This is a genomic window from Candidatus Baltobacteraceae bacterium, from assembly GCA_036488875.1.
Taxonomy (GTDB): Bacteria; Vulcanimicrobiota; Vulcanimicrobiia; order Vulcanimicrobiales; family Vulcanimicrobiaceae; genus JAFAHZ01.
Genome location: DASXGW010000004.1, coordinates 636,381 through 656,031, shown reverse-complemented (window position 1 = coordinate 656,031; position 19,651 = coordinate 636,381). Strand labels below are relative to the sequence as shown.

Annotated in this window: 19 protein-coding genes; 11 read left to right on the top strand and 8 right to left on the bottom strand. The window is 62.4% G+C overall.

What is annotated here, in order from left to right:
* Window positions 1-128: 128 nt before the first annotated feature.
* From VGG89_08625 to VGG89_08605, 5 genes are all read left to right on the top strand, one after another.
* A complete protein-coding gene (locus tag VGG89_08625; protein HEY1976595.1) occupies window positions 129-1,382 on the top strand; it encodes a trypsin-like peptidase domain-containing protein in 1,254 nt (417 codons plus the stop codon).
* A gap of 287 nt (window positions 1,383-1,669) precedes the next feature.
* The gene (dnaK, locus tag VGG89_08620) at window positions 1,670-3,535 is read left to right on the top strand and encodes a molecular chaperone DnaK (protein HEY1976594.1); all 1,866 of its coding nucleotides are present in this window, start codon (window positions 1,670-1,672) and stop codon (window positions 3,533-3,535) included.
* 72 nt (window positions 3,536-3,607) lie between these two features.
* On the top strand, window positions 3,608-4,147 hold the full coding sequence (locus tag VGG89_08615; protein HEY1976593.1) for a nucleotide exchange factor GrpE: 540 nt from the start codon (window positions 3,608-3,610) through the stop codon (window positions 4,145-4,147).
* Window positions 4,144-5,157, top strand: coding sequence for a J domain-containing protein (locus tag VGG89_08610; protein ID HEY1976592.1), 1,014 nt, complete (start codon window positions 4,144-4,146; stop codon window positions 5,155-5,157). Before VGG89_08615 ends, VGG89_08610 begins: the two co-directional genes overlap by 4 nt.
* 18 nt (window positions 5,158-5,175) lie before the next feature.
* Window positions 5,176-6,981, top strand: coding sequence for an ABC transporter ATP-binding protein (locus VGG89_08605; protein HEY1976591.1), 1,806 nt, complete (start codon window positions 5,176-5,178; stop codon window positions 6,979-6,981).
* 6 nt (window positions 6,982-6,987) lie between these two features.
* On the opposite strand, the gene VGG89_08600 is transcribed toward VGG89_08605, so the two are convergent.
* The 3 genes from VGG89_08600 to VGG89_08590 are packed head-to-tail and all read right to left on the bottom strand — an operon-like array spanning window position 6,988 to window position 8,697.
* Window positions 6,988-7,239: a hypothetical protein gene (locus VGG89_08600; protein ID HEY1976590.1), complete on the bottom strand. Its 252-nt coding sequence runs from the start codon at window positions 7,237-7,239 to the stop codon at window positions 6,988-6,990.
* A 29-nt stretch (window positions 7,240-7,268) separates the two neighbouring features.
* Window positions 7,269-7,940, bottom strand: coding sequence for a CoA transferase subunit B (locus VGG89_08595; protein ID HEY1976589.1), 672 nt, complete (start codon window positions 7,938-7,940; stop codon window positions 7,269-7,271).
* A gap of 1 nt (window position 7,941) precedes the next feature.
* Window positions 7,942-8,697 carry a CoA transferase subunit A gene (locus VGG89_08590; GenBank protein ID HEY1976588.1) on the bottom strand — a complete coding sequence of 252 codons (756 nt, stop codon included), beginning with the start codon at window positions 8,695-8,697 and terminating at the stop codon, window positions 7,942-7,944.
* A gap of 39 nt (window positions 8,698-8,736) precedes the next feature.
* Between VGG89_08590 and VGG89_08585 the strand changes: the two genes are divergently transcribed.
* Entirely contained in the window at window positions 8,737-9,900 is a 1,164-nt protein-coding gene (locus VGG89_08585; GenBank protein ID HEY1976587.1) for an acyl-CoA dehydrogenase family protein, read from the top strand.
* Window positions 9,901-9,973: 73 nt separating this feature from the next.
* Window positions 9,974-10,198, top strand: a complete 225-nt coding sequence (locus tag VGG89_08580; GenBank protein HEY1976586.1) for a hypothetical protein — start codon at window positions 9,974-9,976, stop codon at window positions 10,196-10,198.
* A 75-nt stretch (window positions 10,199-10,273) separates the two neighbouring features.
* Here VGG89_08580 and VGG89_08575 read toward each other — a convergent pair whose 3' ends face one another.
* A complete protein-coding gene (locus tag VGG89_08575; protein HEY1976585.1) occupies window positions 10,274-11,281 on the bottom strand; it encodes a hypothetical protein in 1,008 nt (335 codons plus the stop codon).
* A 208-nt stretch (window positions 11,282-11,489) separates the two neighbouring features.
* On the opposite strand from VGG89_08575, the gene VGG89_08570 reads away from it, so the two are divergent.
* A complete protein-coding gene (locus tag VGG89_08570) occupies window positions 11,490-12,014 on the top strand; it encodes a hypothetical protein (GenBank protein ID HEY1976584.1) in 525 nt (174 codons plus the stop codon).
* On the opposite strand, the gene nth is transcribed toward VGG89_08570, so the two are convergent.
* Window positions 11,920-12,669, bottom strand: a complete 750-nt coding sequence (gene nth, locus VGG89_08565; protein ID HEY1976583.1) for an endonuclease III — start codon at window positions 12,667-12,669, stop codon at window positions 11,920-11,922. The two genes, VGG89_08570 and nth, sit on opposite strands and share 95 nt — an antisense overlap.
* 39 nt (window positions 12,670-12,708) lie before the next feature.
* Between nth and VGG89_08560 the strand changes: the two genes are divergently transcribed.
* From VGG89_08560 to VGG89_08550, 3 genes are all read left to right on the top strand, one after another.
* Window positions 12,709-14,079 (top strand): tetratricopeptide repeat protein, encoded by a 1,371-nt coding sequence (locus VGG89_08560; GenBank protein ID HEY1976582.1) that lies wholly within the window; start codon window positions 12,709-12,711, stop codon window positions 14,077-14,079.
* A 111-nt stretch (window positions 14,080-14,190) separates the two neighbouring features.
* Window positions 14,191-15,561 (top strand): FAD/NAD(P)-binding protein, encoded by a 1,371-nt coding sequence (locus VGG89_08555; GenBank protein ID HEY1976581.1) that lies wholly within the window; start codon window positions 14,191-14,193, stop codon window positions 15,559-15,561.
* Window positions 15,558-16,079, top strand: a complete 522-nt coding sequence (locus VGG89_08550; protein HEY1976580.1) for a cysteine dioxygenase family protein — start codon at window positions 15,558-15,560, stop codon at window positions 16,077-16,079. Before VGG89_08555 ends, VGG89_08550 begins: the two co-directional genes overlap by 4 nt.
* Here the strand turns inward: VGG89_08550 and VGG89_08545 are convergent.
* The 3 genes from VGG89_08545 to VGG89_08535 are packed head-to-tail and all read right to left on the bottom strand — an operon-like array spanning window position 16,048 to window position 19,580.
* Window positions 16,048-17,283, bottom strand: coding sequence for an MFS transporter (locus VGG89_08545; GenBank protein HEY1976579.1), 1,236 nt, complete (start codon window positions 17,281-17,283; stop codon window positions 16,048-16,050). The genes VGG89_08550 and VGG89_08545 overlap by 32 nt on opposite strands.
* Before the next feature lie 3 nt (window positions 17,284-17,286).
* Entirely contained in the window at window positions 17,287-18,129 is an 843-nt protein-coding gene (locus VGG89_08540) for an A/G-specific adenine glycosylase (GenBank protein HEY1976578.1), read from the bottom strand.
* Complete coding sequence (locus VGG89_08535) at window positions 18,126-19,580, bottom strand: PLP-dependent aminotransferase family protein (protein HEY1976577.1); 1,455 nt, start codon at window positions 19,578-19,580, stop codon at window positions 18,126-18,128. The genes VGG89_08540 and VGG89_08535 overlap by 4 nt, the downstream gene beginning before the upstream one ends.
* Window positions 19,581-19,651 lie beyond the last annotated feature (71 nt).

Here is a 19,651-nt window from a genome sequence, read left to right as displayed (position 1 = left end):
CTCGCGCGCCGGCTCCCAAGCGAGCTGCTGGCGGCCGAGCCGCCGGCCGATTGTGAAGAGATGCTAAAGTTTTAAAACCGCGGCGCCCGGCCGGTAACTTTTTTTCCGGCCTCGGGTAGATGCTGCATATGAAGAATCGCGTTCTGCCCACGCTCATCGTGGGATTGGTGGGCGCCGTTATCGGCAGCTTCCTCATGATGCTCTATGCGAGCAGTCATTTTTTTGGTGCAACCGGCCCGGCCGGCACGCCGCCGGCAATCGCCGCCGTGCCATTGAGCGGGGTTAGCGACCAAGACCGCATCGTCAGCGCCGTGAAGCGCACGAAATCGTCGGTGGTCGCGATTACCGAAGAGGTCAACGGCCAGGAAGTAATTCCGGCCGATCCCTTCTTCCAACAGTTTTTCGGCGGTCAAGGCGGTCCCGGCATCGTGCAGCCATACCACGGCGAAGCGTCGGGATCGGGATTCGTCATTGACTCGCGCGGCGACATCGTGACCAACGCGCACGTGCTCCAGCCGCCGCAGGGCGGCAAGGTGGCCAAGCTGACGGTGGTCTTTGCAAACGGCGATAAAGTGCCGGCGCACGTCGTCGCGTACAACATTGCCGCCGACGTCGGCATTCTACGCGTCGATAACTACGGCAAACTGCCCCCGCCGCTGGACTTGGGCGATTCGAGCCGCCTCGAACAGGGACAGTGGGCGATCGCGATCGGCGAGCCGCTCCAACTACAGCAGACGGTAACGGTCGGCGTCGTCTCGGCATTCAACCGTTCGGAACCGATTCCGACCGAAAACGGCGCCGAGATCGATTTCAAAGGTTTGCTGCAGACCTCCGCACCGATCAACCCCGGCAACTCCGGCGGACCCCTGATCGATATTGACGGCCAAGTAATCGGGATGAATCAATCGACCGTTAAATCGGCCTATGCGCAGGGCATCGGATTTGCGATCCCCTCGAACACCATACGCAGCGTCGTGGCCTCGCTCGAGAAGAATCCCGGCGCTCACCAAGGCACCGACACGGGCTTCCTCGGCATTTACATGGCCGAACTGACCGCCGGCATCAAAAACCAGATCGGTTACAACGGCGGCAGCGGCATCGCGGTGCAGCAGGTCTTCTCCGGCTCGCCCGCCGACCAGGCCGGCATCCAACCGGGCGACGTAATCCTCCAGGCGGACGGCAAGCCGTACGGCGACGTCAAAGGCCTGCACGACTACATCGCCTCAAAGAAACCGGGCGATACGATCCGGCTCAACGTCTGGTCGCAGGGAATGAAAAAGTTCGTCGCGATCAAGCTGGGCGAGACGCCCGCCGCGCAACCTCAGGCACTTCAACAGCAACCTGGGCAGCAACAGCAGCCGCCGCAAGAGCAACAGCCTTAGTTCTTGGTCACCCTTCGACAAGCTCAGGGTGACACGGAAGCTCAGGGCGACACCAGAGAGAGAGAGGGGTTACCTGCAACCTGGGCCCCTCTTTTAGTTGTTTTGAATAGTGAAACAACTTCACAGCCGCATCGTGTATCATGGTGCGGTAACCCAATCCGTTCCATCCGTAAGCGGCAAGGCGCCGCCGTCATCGCATCGGGCTTGTAACCTCGGCCGGAGCGATCGAAGGGTATAGCTGGTCCAGGACGGCTTCGGATATTTTACACAAACGAGGTAGAACGTTAATGGCTAAGACGGTCGGAATCGACCTGGGCACGACCAACTCGGTCGTCGCCGTTATGGAGGGCTCTTCGCCCACCGTTATCCCCAACGCCGAAGGCTCGCGTACGACGCCTTCAGTGGTGGCATTCACAAAAACCGGCGAACGTCTCGTCGGCCAGCTGGCAAAACGCCAGGCAATCACCAATCCCGACCGCACGATCAGCTCGATCAAGCGGCACATGGGTGAGCCCGATTACAACGTCAAGATTGACGGCAAGGATTACACGCCGCAAGAAATTTCGGCGATGATTCTTCAAAAGCTCGTCAACGACGCGAGCAACTATTTGGGCGAACGCGTGACCAAAGCGGTCATCACCGTGCCCGCCTATTTCAACGACGCGCAGCGTCAAGCGACCAAGGACGCGGGTAAGATCGCGGGCCTCGACGTGCTGCGCATCATCAACGAGCCTACCGCAGCGGCGCTCGCATACGGACTCGAAAAGAAGGGCAACGAGACGATCCTCGTGTGGGATCTCGGCGGCGGCACCTTCGACGTTTCGATTTTGGAAGTCGGCGACGGCGTCTTCGAAGTGAAGGCGACCAACGGCGACACGCGTCTGGGCGGCGACGACTACGACCACCGCGTTGTCGAGTGGCTCGTCGAGCAGTTCCGCCGCGATCAAGGCATCGATCTCGCCAAGGATAAGCAGGCGATGCAGCGGCTTACCGAAGCGGCCGAAAAAGCGAAGATCGAGCTGTCGTCGGTCGTGCAGACGAGCATCAACCTGCCGTTCATCACGGCCGATCAGGAAGGCCCCAAGCACCTCGACTACACGCTGACGCGGGCGAAGTTCGAAGAGCTTACCGGCGACCTCACCGATCGCTGTGTGGGACCCTTCCAAAGCGCGATCGCCGACGCGAAGCTCGACGTTTCGAAGATTGACGAAGTGATCATGGTCGGCGGCGCGACGCGCATGCCGGTCATTCAAGAACTCGTGCGCAAGCTCACCGGTAAAGAGCCGAACCTCACCGTAAACCCGGACGAAGTGGTTGCGGTCGGCGCGGCGATCCAAGCCGGCGTGTTGGCGGGCGAAGTTCGCGACGTCGTTCTGCTCGACGTGACCCCGCTCTCGCTGGGTCTTGAAACGCTCGGCGGCGTGATGACGAAGCTGATCGATCGCAACACGACGATTCCGACGAAGAAGTCGCAGGTCTTTACGACGGCCGAAGACGGTCAGACGTCGGTCGACATTCACGTGCTCCAAGGCGAGCGGCCGATGGCGCCCGATAATAAGACGCTGGGAAGATTCCGCTTGGAGGGCATTCCGCCCGCTCCGCGCGGCATTCCGCAGGTCGAGGTCACGTTCAACATCGACGCCAACGGCATCGTGAACGTCGCCGCCAAAGATCTCGGAACCGGCAAGGAGCAGCAGATCACGATTACGGCCTCGACGAATTTGTCGAAAGACGAAGTCGATCGCATGGTCAAGGATGCCGAGCTCCAGGGCGCGGCCGACAAGGCCAAGCGCGAAGAGGCCGAGGTGCGCAACAACGCGTCGAGCCTCATTTACTCGACGGAAAAATCGCTCAAGGAAGTCGGCGACAAACTCGACGCCGGGGCCCGCGGCGACGTCGAGAACGCGCTGTCCGAGCTCAAACGCGTCACCGAAAACGGCACGGTTGCGGAGATCAAGCCCGCGATCGAGCGGCTGCAGCAAGCCAGCTATAAGATGGCCGAGCTGCTCTATAAAGCCGCCGCCCCTGAAGGCGCGCAGGCAACGAACGGCGACGGCACTCAAGCCGGTGCCGGCGCGGGATCCGCAAACGGCAGCACTTCCGAGGAACCCTCGGAAGACGTGATCGACGCCGAATTCAAAGAAGCGAAATAAGCTTCGTGCTGAGGCGCATCGCGCGTTGCGTTGCGCCTCACTTCCACCTTCCGATCGTATTTATTGAAAGATATGTTTGACGACCAAGTTTTAAGAACTGAGGCGGGCGAAGCGTTAATCGACGAACCCGATTCGAACGCGCCCACGCTCCAGGACTCGCTCGAAGAGCAGCTCGCGGCCGAACGGGCGCGCGCCGACGACAACTACAATAAGTTCTTGCTCGCGATGGCCGACTTCGAGAACTATAAGAAGCGGATGCAGCGCGACATCGATTCCATCGTGACCTCGCACCGCCGCATGCTGCTCGAGCGCTTCTTGCCCGTCCTGGATAATCTGGAACGAGCACTGCAGGCCGGCGCCGGCGACGGTTTGCGCGGCGGAATCGAGCAAACCCTCAAAGGCTTTGAAGCGCTGCTCGCCGGCGAAGGCGTTCGCCAGATCGAGGTCAAGGGCAAGCCGTTCGATCCGCGCGTCGCCGAAGCGATCGGTACGACCGCGGCGACCAACGGCACCGACGACGACACGGTCGTCGAAGTCGCTCAAAAGGGATACTCGATCGGCGAGGAGCTCTTGCGTCCCGCTAAGGTCATCGTTGCCAAACACGACGCATGAACTTTAGGGATTACTACACGGTCCTAGGCGTTCCGAAGAATGCGGCTGAGAAAGATATCAAGTCCGCGTACCGTAAGCTCGCGCGCAAGTGGCACCCCGATGCCAATCCGAATAATCAGCACGAGGCCGAAGAGAAGTTCAAGGAAATTTCCGAGGCCTATGAAGTGCTCGGCGATCCCGAGAAGCGCAAAAAGTACGACATGCTCGGCCCGAATTGGCAAGAGGCCGCGCGTCAAGCCGAGCAGCAGCGCCGCTATCGCAGCGCCGGTCAAGAGTTCGAGTTCAACTTTGGACCGGGCGGCGCCGGTGCTCCCGGCGGCCCCAGCGGGTTCTCGGATTTTTTCGACATGTTCTTTTCGGGAATCGGACGGCGTCAAACGACGCAGAGCACCGGCTTCCCGCAGCGCGGCCAAGATCTCGAAACCACCATCGAGCTCGGACTGCGCGACGTGTACGACGGCGGGAAGAAAGCGGTTTCGCTTCAGGTTGAAGACATTTGCACGCGTTGCCGCGGGACCGGTACGGAAAGCGGACACCTGTGCATACAGTGCCACGGCACCGGCCACGTTCTCGTCAATAAGAAATTTGAGGTATCGATTCCCAAAGGCATCGGCGACGGCCAGCGCATCCGGCTCGCGGGACAAGGGGGCGCAGGTCTCAACGGTGGACCGGCCGGTGACCTGTATCTCATCGTAAAGCTGAACGACGATCCCACCTACCGGCGTAAGGGCGACGACCTTTACGTCGACCTGCCCGTGAGCATCTACGATTTGCTGCTCGGCGGCGACGTCAAGGTTCCCACTTTGAGCGGTCAAGTCGCGATGACGATCCCGGAAGGGACGCAGAACAACCGTTTACTGCGTCTGTCGGGCCGCGGTATGCCGCGCGTCAAGGGCGGCGGCACCGGCGATCAGTACGTTCGGCTGATCGGCCAGCTCCCGCAAAATCTCAACGACAAAGAGAAGAAGCTTTTCAAGGAACTTGCGGCGCTTCGTAACGGAAAGCGATAGAAACGCGGTGACACCGTGATGGCCGGCCACGGCCTCATGTGGTCGAACATCTACGGCCCTGAGAAGCCGCAGGTTCATAAACGCATCGATTGGCGCCGCATCGGCGAGCTGTTCGCGCCCTACTGGCGTCAACAATCGGTCGTTCTCGTCTGCATCTTGCTCAGCTCGGCCCTCGGGCTGGTGCCCGGATTCGTAATGGCGCGCATCATCGACTCGGCATTTCCGCACCGCGATTACCGGGAGCTCGTCGCCGACGTGTGCGTCATGCTCGTCGCGGCGCTGGTGTCGGCCGCACTGAGCGTGTTACAGGGATATCTCAACTCGATCGTCGGCGAAGGCATCATGCGGGACATCCGCACGCGTCTAGTCGCCCACTTGCACCGCATGCCGGTCGCCTTCTTCACCGGCACGAAGACCGGCGAGATCATGAACCGCGTCAGCAACGACGTGGACAACATCGACAACGTCGTCACCGGCACGCTCACGACGATCGTCACCAACCTCGCGATCATCGCGACCACGCTCGTGGCGATGTTCGTTTGGAACTGGCGCCTCGCGCTGATCTCGATCGTCGTGGTTCCGCTGATGGTGCTTCCGCTCGGTCCGGTGGGACGCCGCATGTACGACGTACGCAAGCAGACGCGCCAGAAGCGCGACGAGATCGAATCGATCACGCAAGAGACGCTTTCGATCTCGGGCATCACGCTCATCAAATCGTTCGCGCGCGAAGCGTTCGAGCGGTCGAGGTTCTACGAAGCCGGCACGCGGCTCATGCAGCTCGAGATCGATCTTGCAATGGTCGGCCGGTGGTTCATGGCCAGCTTAGGCGCGATGACGATCGTCGGACCGGCGATCGTGTGGCTGGGCGGCGGCTGGTACGCGCTCGCGTCGGGACTTCAAGTCGGCGTGGTGGTGGCATTCGTCGGGTTCATCAATCAACGTCTCTACGGACCCGCTGCCGCGCTTGCCGGCATTCAAGTGCAGATCGTCAGCGCGCTTGCGGTTTTCGAACGCATCTTCGATTATTTGGGAATGCAGCCCGAAGAGTACGAGCCGCCTAACGCCGTCGTGCTTCCGGGCGTGCGCGGTGACATCGAGTTCGAGCACGTTACGTTCGCCTATCCGGGCACCGAGCGCACGGTGCTCGACAACATCTCGTTTCACGTCGAACCGGGGAGAGTGGCGGCTTTCGTCGGCCCGTCGGGAGCGGGCAAGACGACGATAACGCAGCTCGTGCCGCGCTTTTACGATCCGCAAACCGGCATCGTACGCGTCGACGGTCACGACGTCCGCGGCGTCGCGTTGGAATCGCTACGCCGCGATATCGGCATCGTCACGCAGGAGACGTACCTCTTCCACGATACGATCGCCAGCAATCTGCGGTACGGTAAACCCGATGCGAACGACGACGAGCTGCGCGCCGCCGCCACCGCCGCCCATATCGCCGACTTCATCGACACGCTGCCCGACCGCTACGAAACCGTCGTGGGCGAGCGCGGTCACAAGCTCTCCGGCGGGGAGCGTCAGCGTTTGGCGCTGGCCCGCGTGCTGCTCAAGGATCCGCGCATTTTAATTCTCGACGAGGCGACCAGCTCGCTCGATTCCGAAAGCGAAGCCGCGATTCAGGCAGCGCTGGTAACGGTGATGCGCGGACGGACCAGCTTGGTGATCGCGCACCGCCTGTCGACCATCCACGCCGCCGACGTGATCTTCGTCGTCGACGCGGGGCGCATCGTTGAAATGGGCCGCCACGCGGATCTTCTCGCGCGCGGCGGCCTCTATTCACGCCTCTATAGAACCCAGTTTAGAGAGATTTCAGCCTAACGCAGTCTAGTGGGTCGCGGCCCAGTGGATACCGCCGTTGACTTGATTGATTGCCGCATTGACCGAGTTGATCGCGTTGTTGCGATACCCGCCTTTATCCGGAACGGCGGCTTGCAGCTCGTGCAGCGCCGAGTAGAGATATCCGCGCGCGTTGACCATGTGCGGCTGCGCCGCCAGCGCGATGCCCGCCCCGATGCCCATGAATATTCCTGCGAAAACGAGCGCCGCAACGGCTTGACCGATACGAGTACGAATCATGTATACACCTCCAATGGTGCACACGATTGCTATGCGACGCCCGCCGGAACCTCCATCACCATCGGCGCGACCGGAACGTGAAGCTTTGGTTCCGTCGCTGCCCGTATCTCGTCCAACGTAACTCCGGGCGCGAGTTCGCGCAGAACGAGACCCTCGGGCATAACGTCCATCGTTCCCATGTCGGTGATGATGCGGTGAACGACGCGCTTGCCCGTTAGCGGAAGCGAGCACTGCTTGACGATTTTCTGCGCGTTGCCTTTGGCCACGTGTTCCATCATGACGATCACGCGTTTGGCTCCGTGCACCAGATCCATCGCGCCGCCCATGCCCTTGACCATCTTGCCCGGAATCATCCAGTTGGCCAAATCGCCGTGTTCGGAGACCTGCATCGCCCCCAGCACGGCAAGATCGATGTGACCGCCGCGAATCATTCCAAACGATAGGGCCGAATCGAAAAAGGATGCGCCCGAAAGCACCGTTACCGTTTCCTTCCCGGCGTTGATGAGATCGGGGTCTTCGTCACCTTCGTACGGGTACGGACCGAACCCCAGAATACCGTTCTCGCTTTGCAGCGTCACCGTAACGCCGTGGGGCACGTAGTTCGGGATGAGCGTCGGAAGACCGATTCCGAGGTTGACGTATTGCCCGTCGCGCAGCTCTTGGGCGACGCGCGCGGCCAACTGAGTGCGAGTTAAGGGCATCTCAAGCGCCTTTCTTGCGGGTAGTGACGCGCTCGATGCGCTTGCCTTGCGGACCGACGTGCACGATGCGCTGCACGAAGATGCCGGGCAGATGAACGTTCTCGGGATCGATCGCGCCGGGCTCGACCAGTTCCTCGACCTCGGCGACGGTAATCTTTCCCGCCATCGCGCACAGCGGATTGAAGTTCCGCGTCGCCTTGTGGAAGACGAGATTGCCGGCGGTATCGCCGATCGACGCGCGCACGAGCGCAAAGTCGCAGACGATGCCCTGTTCGAGCACGTACTCGCGCCCATTGAAAACGCGCGTCTCCTTCTTCGGCGACGCAATCGCTACGCTGCCGTCGGCATTGTGCTTCCACGGCAGCCCTCCGTCGGCAACGAGCGTACCGTCGCCGGTTGCGGTATAAAACGCGGGAATGCCGCAGCCGCCGGCGCGCAAACGCTCGGCCAAGGTTCCTTGGGGACACAACTCGACCTCAAGTTCGCCGTGGAGATACTGGCGCTCGAACTCCTTGTTCTCGCCGACGTACGATCCCGTCGTCCGCCGAATCCGCCGATGGTCGAGCAGGACGCCTAATCCCCAGCCGTCGACCCCGCAGTTGTTGGAAACCGTCACGAGGCCGGTTGCGCCTTGCTCGAGCAGCGCCTCGATCAAGTTGTGAGGGATGCCGTTGAGCCCGAAGCCGCCGACCGCCAGCGAGGCGCCGCTGGGAATATCGGCAACGGCGTCGGCGCACGAGGCGTAAACCTTCTGCATATCCCGGGGCTTGGATGCGGCAATGTTGAAGCCCTCGATATGACGGCATCCATGCAATCGGCAATCAATGAGGAAGAGGCGCTCATCCTGGCTTCCGTACGGGAGCTCGTCGCCGAGAAGGTCGCGCCGCGTGCGGCCGAGATCGATGAAACGGGCGAGTTTCCGTGGGACATCAAAGACCTTTTTGCACAGAACGATCTGCTCGGAATTCCCATTCCCAGCGAATACGGCGGGCTGGGCGGCACGTTCGTGACGTACGTAAAGGTCGTCGAAGAGATCGCCAAAGCGTGCGCGTCGAGTTCGCTGATCGTCGCCGTCCAAGAGCTCGGAATGCTGCCGATCATGATCGCCGGCAGCGACGAACAAAAGCGCCGCTTCCTGCCGAAGATCGCCTCGGGCGAACATCTCGCCGCGTACGCGCTCACCGAAGTGTCGAGCGGCTCGGACGCGCTCGGTTCGATGCGCACGCGCGCCGTCCGCAAAGGCGACTCGTACTCGCTGAGCGGTCAAAAGATTTGGATTACCAACGGCAGCGTTGCCGACGTCGTGTGCGTCTTCGCGGTCACCGATCCGCAAGCCGGCTCGCGCGGCGTCAGCGCGTTCGTCGTCGAAAAAGGGATGTCCGGATTCTCGGTCGGTAAGAAAGAGAAAAAGATGGGTATTCGGGGATCGCCGACCAACGAGCTGATCTTCGATAACTGCGAAGTACCCGCGGCCAATCGCCTCGGCGAAGAAGGCGAAGGCTTCAAGATCGCCATGCGCGTGCTCGACAAATCGCGCCCCGGCATCGCCGCGCAGGCGCTCGGCATCGCCGCCGGAGCGCTCGACTACGCCACCGGCTACGCCAAGGAACGCATCGCGTTCGGAAAACCGATCGGCCAACATCAAGGGGTGGGATTCATGCTTGCCGACATGAAGACCGAGGTCGAATCGGCGCGCTTGCTGCTCTACGAAGCCGCGCGGCGCTGCGACGAAGGCGCGGCCGACGTCACGCTGTGGGCCGCAATGGCCAAGCTCAAATGCGGCGACGTCGCGATGTCGGTGACGACCGACGCCGTCCAGGTGCTCGGGGGCTTTGGGTACTCGTCCGAGTATCCCGTCGAGCGGATGATGCGAGACGCCAAGATCACGCAGATTTACGAGGGGACGCAGCAGATTCAGCGGCTAGTCATCTCGCGAGGACTCGTCGGCAAGGGGAAGTAGCCAAGTAGAGGGTCGCCTCCCCGCTCGCTCGAACCCACGGCCGTTCGAAACTGAGCGAAAGGAGGTGATCTTTTTGAAGAAGCTTCTTGCAGCTTTGGTAGCTTCGGGTTTCTTGATGACCGGTACGGCGATGGCCGCCACCGGCCCAAGCCCGAGCCCGAAAGCCAGTGCTAAGGCCGCGACCGCGGCGAAGCCGATGGCCAAGTCGACGGCGAAGCCGATGGCCAAGTCGACGGCAAAGCCCGCGGCTAAGCCGATGGCCAAGACCTCGGCCAAGCCGAGCTCGAAACCCCAGTAACACGTCCTTCTCATATCATCATATAGAAAGGCGGCGCGGTGAAAACCGCGCCGCCGCTTTTTGCTGCGTCCGCTTTTACGGCTCGAGCACCTCTAAGTTGTTCTGATTATCGTCGTTGAAATAGAGCTTCGTCGTCGCGGCACTCGTTCCGGTGGCGACCATTCCGAACAGCGAGCCGGCGGCGCCCTTGTCGACGTTTTTTACGTCGAGAAGTTTTCCGCGGGGCGTAATTTCGATCATGAGGTTCTTTCCGTTCGGATCGAGCGTATTGCCGATGACGAGATTTCCGTTGTACAACAGCGCCGAGCTGATCGGTCCGTTGAGCGGTTTGCCGATGTACACAACCTGCGCGTTCTTAGCGTTGCAGCCGGAGAAGTGCACGCCGTCGCTTGCGAGCGCGAGGCAGTTCTGGGGAACCGAAGTTATGTTGGCAAGGGCGTATACGGCGTTGTTCGCTCCATCGACGACGTACAGCGTGTCGTTCTTCGGATTGTAGTTCAATCCCGACGGACCGAGAATGCTTCCGGGCTTGCCGTGATTGACTTTGAAACCTTTGGCGATCACCTGCGCCGTGTTTTTGACGACGTCGAAGCGCACGATCGTACCGTTGCCGGCGTTGCTCTCGTAAAACGCGGTGTCGCCCTTGGTCGGCGCAGCGTATGCCTGTCCGAACGGATGGTCGAGGAACGAGCCCTTGATGTTCATCAACAGTTTCCCGTTCGGCTGGATGATCGGATTGTCGTTGGCAACGAAATCCGCCGCCCAGATAAAGTTGCCCGGCGCAAGCGCAAGTGCGTTACAACCTCGCAAGATCTTCTTATTGCCGTAAACCAGCGTCGGCTTCGACCCCGGCGTGGGATGCAGCGCAACGATCGTGAAGCCGGTCCCCTGGATGTTGCTTTTGGCGTTGAAGTTGCAAACCGCAAGGTCGCCTGCCGTAAAAAGTCCGGCGGTTGAAGGCGCGACGGTGAGCCCGTAAGGATTGAGTTGGCCGAACTTCGGATCGATCGTCGACCCGATGACGACCTTCTTCTTTAGGCGTTTGATTACGGAATCGGTACTGATAACCGTGTCGCTCGTCATCGGCCCATTCGTGACCTCCGGGGGTGTGCCCGAAGACCCATTATGCCCTCCGCAGCCGGCCGCTGCCAGCGCGAGAAGGGAAAGGGTGAATGGGAGGAAGCGCTTGCGGAGATTCATCGTGACACCTCGAAGCTTTTACAAACGTGAAAGGTCCGTTTAGCGTGGGCGTACTGCATGAAGAAAGTCTGAAAATTGCGAAGGCTCCGATATGCCCGATCCCATGGATCCCAAGTTCACCGCGCAGAACCCCATTGTCGCCGCCGCGCAAAAACTGCGCACACGTCGCGAGGTCGATAAAGCCATTGACGAAGCGAGCGGGAAAGCCGTCGAGCGCATGCCCGAAGATGCCGAGGAGTCGCTCCGTCTTTTTGCCGAGCACCTCGCCACCGGCATCAAACGCCTCAACGCGATTATCGGCGAGCGCAACGGCGTCAAGCTGATACGTCTCGAACGCCCGCTTCGCCTACGCTTGCGCTTTGCCGACCACCGCGTATCGCTCGAGCTCGACGACGTCAATCAGCTGGTTTTGATCAAGGGACTCGACCTCGACGGTGATTACCAGTTCGATCCCAACGCGAACGCGCCGGCACTGGTCAACCTCTCAAAGATTTCGACCGAGTCCGGTTACGGCGACGACCTTACCGCTTCTTCGCTTTTGAAACAGCTGGCTTCCGACGCCGAGTTGGAACCGCCGAGCCACTTGCACGGACCCGGGCCGTTAACGTTCGACTGATAATCGCGGGCGTTGGACACAGGGCGTTCACCGGACAGCGCGCGCACTGCGGCGTCGGGGCTTTGCAGATCGCGCGTCCGTGCATGATCAGCCAGTGCGTGGCATCCCCCCACTTCGATTTGGGAAGCAGCGCCGTAAGATCGTCCTCGACCTGACGCGGCGTCTTGCCGAGCGTAATTCCCAGTCGATGCGAGACGCGAAAGACGTGCGTGTCGACCGCGAGCGCGGCTTCCTCGAAAGCCGCCGCCATGACGACGCTCGCCGTCTTTCGGCCGACGCCGGCCAGCGATTCCAAATCCTCGCGGTCGCGAGGAACTTCACCCCCGAAACGCTCGACCAGGTCGCGGGCGCAGTTGATGATGTTGCGAGCCTTCATTCGAAAGAAGCCGCACGATTTGATGATCTTCTCGACCTCGGACTGATCGGCTGCCGCCAGCTTCTGCGGCGTCGGATACTTCGCAAAGAGCGCCGGCGTCGTCATATTCACTCGTGCGTCGGTGCATTGAGCGGAGAGGATGACCGCAACGAGGAGTTGGAAATCGCTTTCGTAGTTCAGTGCCGTAACGGCGTGCGGGTAGGTGCGCTCGAGAACGGCAAGCTGCTCGACCGCGGTCTCTCGCGGCACTTTTTTCTTGGGAAACGGAATGGAAGGCATCGCTAGGGAGCTTCAGGAGCGTCCGCGTAAACTCCCCGCATGGCCGAATCGATCCAATCGCTCAACGAAAAGGCGGTCGCGCTGCGCGCGCAGGGACGGATGCGCGAAGCCGTCGCGGCGTTCTCGGAAGCAATCGTGCAGTTTCCAGGGGCAGCCGTTCTCTACAACAATCTCGCCATGACGCTCGACGAACTCGGCGCGCCCAAAGAAGCGATGCTGGCGTACGATTCGGCGCTGGCTCGCGCTCCGAAGTTCGTCGCGTCGTTAATCGGGAAAGCCGGTCTGGTCTTGCGCGAGGGCCGCATCGACGAGGCTCGGCGGCTGTTCGACGAAGCTCTCGAGGTCGAACCCTCGTCGGTTGCCGCGAACTTGGGCATGTACGAGCTGCTGCAGATCAAAGGCGAACTCGGCGAAGCCGTCGCCCACCAAAAACGCGCACTCTCGCATCAGCGCGCCTTCGCGCACCGCGCACCCAACGAAAAGCGCAGTTTGCTGGTGCTTTGCACCCCCGGCGATTGGCAAGCCAACGTTCCGGTCGACTTTTTGTTCGACCGCAGGACGACGAGTTTTTGCAAGTTGTATTTGCTCGACGATGCGCAGGCCTCGCACGAAAGGTTGCCGCCGTACGACGTCGTGCTCAACGCCATCGCCGAATCCGACGAGGCCGTTGGAGCGCTGCGCTTGGCGCGAACGTTTCTGGACGCGCAAGACCGGCCGTCGCTCAACGCGCCCGAACGCGTCCTGGGGGTGGGACGACGCCGCTTGGGCGAAACGCTGGCGCGAGTCGATTGCACCGTCGCGGCGGTTGCGCAGGCCGGCGCCGAGTCGTTGGCGGCCGGTGAGTCGCCGTTTGCCTATCCGATCATCGCACGTCCCGTCGGTTCGCATGCCGGTCACGATCTCGCGCGTCTCGTCAGCACTCGGGAGCTGCGCGAGTACGCCGCGCGCGTCGGAGCGCCGGCGTACTTCGTGAGCCCCTTCATCGACTACGTCAGCGGTGACGGAAACTATCGCAAGTACCGCATCGTTTTCGTCGACGGCGAGCCCTATCCGGTGCATCTAGCGATCTCGCCCAGCTGGATGATTCACTACTACAACGCGCCTATGGGCGAACACCAGTGGATGCGCGACGAGGAGGCCGCGTTCATGATCGACATGGGATCGATCTTTACAAACGGTTTGCAAAGCGTTTTACGAAACGTCGCCGGCGCTGTCGGCCTAGAGTATTTCGGGATCGATTGCGCGATCGGGCAAGACGGAAGGCTCATCGTATTTGAAGCCGATCCGGCAATGCTCGTTCACACGAGCGACCCCGTCGAGATCTATCCTTACAAGCACGAGTACGTTCCGCGCATCTATCGCGCCATCGAAGCAATGATCGACAGAAGAAAAGAGAGCGGGGGAGCCTAGATTTCGTTCAGGCCTAGGAGGCGACGGTCGAAGTTTACTCCGGTAAACGAGACCCGAGCCGACAACGGCATGAGCGAAATGTAGGCTCCCCCGGCCGATAATAATTGGGCCATGGATTCAGGCCAGCTCTTCGACGCAGTCATCGTCGGCGGAGGTCTTGCCGGAACGACGGTCGCCGCAGAGCTCGCGCTGATGGCCCCGCCGGACTTCCGCGCGCTTTTGATCGATGCGGGAGAACCGGGGCCCGGAAGCGCGTACGCCCCGGCATCGGAGCGGCTGTACATGAACGGTACGGCGCGCGCGATGAGTGCCGTTGCCGGCGACAAACGGCATCTCGTAAACTGGTTGCGAACCGAGCCGGAATCGGCGTTGATCTCGCGCCGTCGTTTCGGCGCATATCTTCGCGAGCGTTTGCGCGAAACACTCGAGCACCGGCCCGAATTCGAAACGCTGCGCGCCGAAGTCGTCGACGTCGTAGCCGGCGCCGAACACTTTACCGTCGTCGACGCGCACGGCGGCGAACGCATCGCGCGGCACGTCGTGTTGGCTCTTGGAAACTTTCCGCCGGATTACGCTTTTCTGCCGCAGGTGCTCCACCGTCATCCGGGATTCGTCGCCGATCCGTGGCGCTTCGACCCGGCGCCGGCGCACCTTCGCGGCGACGTGCTGATCGTCGGGAGCGGGTTGACCGCGATGGATACCGTGGCGATGCTCGACGAGCGGGAGTTCGAGGGATGCGTGCACGTCGTCTCGCGCCGCGGTCTCATGCCGTGCGTCGAGAATCCGTTTGCGCGTGCGCTCGATCCCCGGCAGCTCGCCCTGCAAACGAACACGCCGTACGATCTCCTGCGCTCGCTGCGAGCGGCGGCTCGCAACCATTGCGCCGCGGGCGGCGATTGGCGCGACGTCGTCGAGGCGATTCGTGACGTTAGTCCCGCCATCTGGATGTCGTGGACGCCGCGAGATCGCGCGCGCTTTCTCCGCCATCTCGAAGTTTTTTGGGCCGTTCACCGGTATCGCGTTCCACCGAAGACCGCCGCCGCGTGCGAGCGGCTTCACCGCGATGGGCGGCTCGTCCGGCATCGGGGGCGTGTGTCGCAGGCAACCCAGACGCCCGACGGGCGCATTCTAGTGGGAGTCGAAGGCCCGGCGGGAAAAAACCGCTTTGTGGTTTCCTGCGCGGTGAACTGTACCGGACCAAACGGCAACTACGAGCGGGTGCGGCATCCGCTCGTGCAGAGCCTCATGCGCCGCGGAACCATTCGGGCCGACCGGCTGCGTCTCGGCGTCGAGGCGACGCCGGATCTGCACGTCGTCGACGCCGGCGGCAATAAGGTCGATCGCCTGTTCACCTTGGGACCGCCGCTGCGCGGCATGCTGTACGAAACGACTGCGGTCCCCGAGACGCGCGAACAGGCGGCTGCAATTGCTCGAGCCGTCGTGGCGGAAAGCTCGCGGGCGGCACTCGAGGCCGCTTCGTGACGGCCGGCATGGATCGGCTCGCGCAAGCGATGGGCGACGACGAGTTTCTCGATGCGATGCAACGCTACGCACAACGCTTCGCAAGCTATCGCGACCGTCTACCGCTGATTCCCTACGCATACACGCGCACGCAGCTTTTGCGCTTGCCGCGTTACGAGATCGTCGTCATGCGCTGGTCGCCCGGATCGATCAGCCCGATTCACGATCACGGCAGCTCCGACTGCTGGGTGTTGATGATGGAGGGCGCGCTCGAGGTGGAAAACTTCAATCGCGACGACGACGCAGGCAGCGCCGTCGTCGAGCTGCGCCCGGCCGAGAAAATCTCGCTGGGTTTAGGTGACGTCGATCACCGCGGCGGTCCCAAGGAGCTGCACCGCGTGCGCAACGCGACCGAAGTTATGGCCTATACGCTGCAGCTCTATTCCGAGCCGATCCACAGCTACACGGTCGTCGACGTTCACTCGCGCCAAAGCCGCATCGTCACGGCTACGTGCGACCTGGAGCTTCTCGAGCTATAGTCTTCGCGGCGACGCCCATCAGCGCTACGCCGAAGAACGTCGCAAGCACAAACGTCAGCGCGAGCGCATCGCGTAGCGGCGTTCCCAATCGGGTCGCGGCCGCGATCGGTATGCCGCAGATCGACGTACCCACGAGAAGGCCGACGACCGCGGAGAGCGCCATGGCCGACGAGACGATGCCTTCGCGCCCTTCCAACGCGCCGCCGAACACGCCGGCCGAAATCGTCGGATAAGCAAAGCCGATTCCCGCGCCGCCGACGACCCAGGCCACGTACGCGAGCCAAATCGGCGCGCCTAGCGCAATGGCCACGAACGCCGCCGTTGCGACGACGCATCCCGCGGCTCCGCTTACGACGACGGCCGCACTTCCCCAGCGCTCTTGCATCGACGGCGAGATCAATGCCGTTGCCGACCAGCCTAGCACCGCAACCGTGATGCAGATGCTCGCCGCCTCGAGCGAGAGTCCGCGCACTCCGACGAGGGCGAGTGCGACGTATGCGTCGGCACCGAAGAACGCGGCATGCAGCAGCGCAAACGCAAATAGCGACGCGTGCATCGAACCGCGAGCAAAGAGCGTCGCGCGCGAAAACAGCACTCGCAGCGCTCCGAGCGGATCGGTGCGCTCCGAACTCGGCCGCTGTTCGACGGCCGGCAAAATCAGCACCGCCGCGATGACGATCAGCGGCAGCAGGCCCGCGAAGGCCCACCGCCAGCCGAACTGCGTTGCGACGAACGCGCCTAGCCCCGGTGCGACCAGCCCCGGGACCACCCACATCGTCGCGTTGAACGACATCATGCGCGTACGCAAATTATCCGGAAACGATTTCGCGATCGCCGTAAGCGACATCGCATAATCGAGCCCATCGCCGACACCTTCGACGAAGCGCGCTCCCAAGAATGCGGGCATATTCGGCGCGACCGCGACCAACGCCAATCCCGCGCCGAGCAGCGCGAGTGCGATCGCGAGCACGCGACGCAGCCCATAGCGATCCGCCCACGGTCCCGCAAACGGTAGAAAGAGGAAGAACGCCACAAAGAACGCGGTGTACGCGAGCGCGTATTCACCGAGCCCGTGCAGATCGGCGACGACGCGCGGCATGATAGCGGCAACGACCAGTCCTTGCGTCGCCGCAACGAACTCCGAAACCAGCAAGCCCGCGGCGACGCGGCCGCGGCGCCCTTCGAAAAGCTCGCGTACGGACATGGCTTATTCCGCCAGCGCTACGGACTCGCCGTCACGGGCGATCAGACCGTCGCGCTCGAGCGCGCGAACGAACGCGCGAACCTCTTCGACCGTACGCCCGGGTAGTAACGGCTCGAGATCGCGGTGCAGATCGAGAAATGAAATTCGTTTTCCGGGCGGCAGCTCGCGCAGCCGGTCGATGACGCGGCCGCGCGCGTACCGTGCGGTTTTTTCGAAGGGAACCGTATCGCCGCGTTTACGCGGAGCCGGCACGCACGCGCTCGGCGAAAGCGGCGCCGACGCGCACTCGCTCTGCAGCGGGCAAAGCAAACATTTGGGAACGCGAGCCTTACAAATCGTCGCGCCCAAATCCATGAGCGCGGAAGCCCAGTCGTGGGCCTTTCCGCCCGGTGGTTCGAGCGGTTGTCCGACGCGCTCGACGATGCGCCGCACGTTCGTATCGACCGGCAAGTCGTCGACGTCGAACGCGAACGCACGAATCGCGCTGGCCGTGTAAGGTCCGATTCCAGGCAAGTCGAGGAGCGCGCTCGCGGATTCGGGCATGCGGCCGCCGTGGCGCTCGACGACCGCTTCGGCAACGCGCTTGAGCCGCACGGCACGCGAGTTATATCCCAGCCCCTTCCACTCGCGCAGCACGTCGGCCACCGACGCTGCGGCTAACGTCTCGATCGTCGGAAAGCGTTGGACGAACGTGCGGAACTTCGGCACCACTCGATCGACTTGCGTTTGCTGCAGCATGAACTCGCTCACGAGCGTATAGTACGGATCGCGCACGACGCGCCACGGCAAGTCCGCGCGCCCGTGCACCCCGTACCACTCCAGCAAGCGGCTTTCGATCGGCTTCACGCGCGTAAGCTCTTGAACGCTTCGCCGATACGGCGAATACCTTCGCCGATTTCCTTTCGCGTAACGGCCGTCAGCGCCAAGCGGAAGTGATGGTCGCCGCCGGAGCTCGCGAAAAACGCTTCGCCGAAGAGAAACGACGCGCCGCGCCGTTCGGCGGCGTCGAGCAGCGCGCGCGCCCGCACCTCGCGCGGCGTCGTTACCCAGAGATAGAATCCACCTGCCGGACTGCTCGCCTTCAGCGATGCCGGCCAGTGACGCGCGATCGCTTCGTCGGCAAGCTTGCGCCGCAGCTGCAGCTCTTCGCGCAGCTGCTCGACGTGCGCGTCGTAGCCGCGTTCCAAGTAATCGGTCACGGCGGCCTGTACGTAGAGACTCGTCGCCATGTCGTAGGCTTGTTTGCGCAGAAGCAGCCGCTCGAGAATCGTTCGCGGCGCGGCCAGCCAACCCACGCGCAAGCTGGGCGCGATGGTTTTCGAAAACGTCGACAAGTAGACGACGTAATCGGGAGCGAGCGCGACGAGCGGCGGACCGGCGTCGAGCGCGAGCGGCCCGTACGGATCGTCCTCGACGATCGGAACGCCCGCGCGTTTGGCGATGGTGGCTAAGCGTTCGCGGCGATCGGCGTTCATGGTCGCACTGGTCGGGTTGTGCAGCGACGGCATCGTGTAGATGAAACGCGGACGGCGCGTGCGCAAGATCGCCTCGACGTGGTCGACGCGCATGCCCTCGTCGTCGACCTGCACCGGAATCGCGCGCAAACCGTTGATCTGAAAGACTTGCAGCGCGCCCGGATACGACGGCGATTCAACGATGATCTCGTCGCCCGCCTCGGCCAAACTTTGCGCTACGATCGCGATCCCTTGCGTCGAGCCGGTGAGCACGATAATGCCGTTGCGCGTAACGGTCGTCGCGCCGCGTGCGTTCATTCGCGCCGCAATCGCCGCACGCAGCGGTTCGTAGCCTTCCGAATCGCCGTAGGAAAGCACGAAGCGCGGATCGCGCGCGACGTGTCCGAACGACTTGGCCAACTCGCCCAGCGGCGACGGCTCGTCGGGCGCGACGCCCTGTACGAACGAGATCCGTCCGCTCTCTTGCTTTGCCGCCAGCTCGCCGAGCACGTTGGGAAACTCGCCGACGCGCCACGGCGGCAGGGTCACCCACCACGGCACTGCCGCCGAGCGCTCCGGCTGGCCGCGCAGTTGGGGAATGACGCGAGAGCCGGAGCCCACGCGCTGCTCGATCAGCCCTTCCCTTACCAGCTCCCGGTAGGCGTGCACCACCGTGCTGCGATTGACGTTGAGCTTTTCGGCCATGTTCCGCTCGGGCGGGAGACGGGTCGACTCCGGCAAGGTGCCGGTCAAAATCGCCTCGCGCAAGTGCTCGTAGATTTGCCGGTATAGCGGAACGATCGAATCGCGGTCGAGCTCCGGCAGCAGTCCAACGGTCGCCATGGATGAGGCCAGTTTAACAGGCGCTCCGGCCCAGCCTCCGCGCCCCCCACTTCGTGGGGCCCCCAACCCAT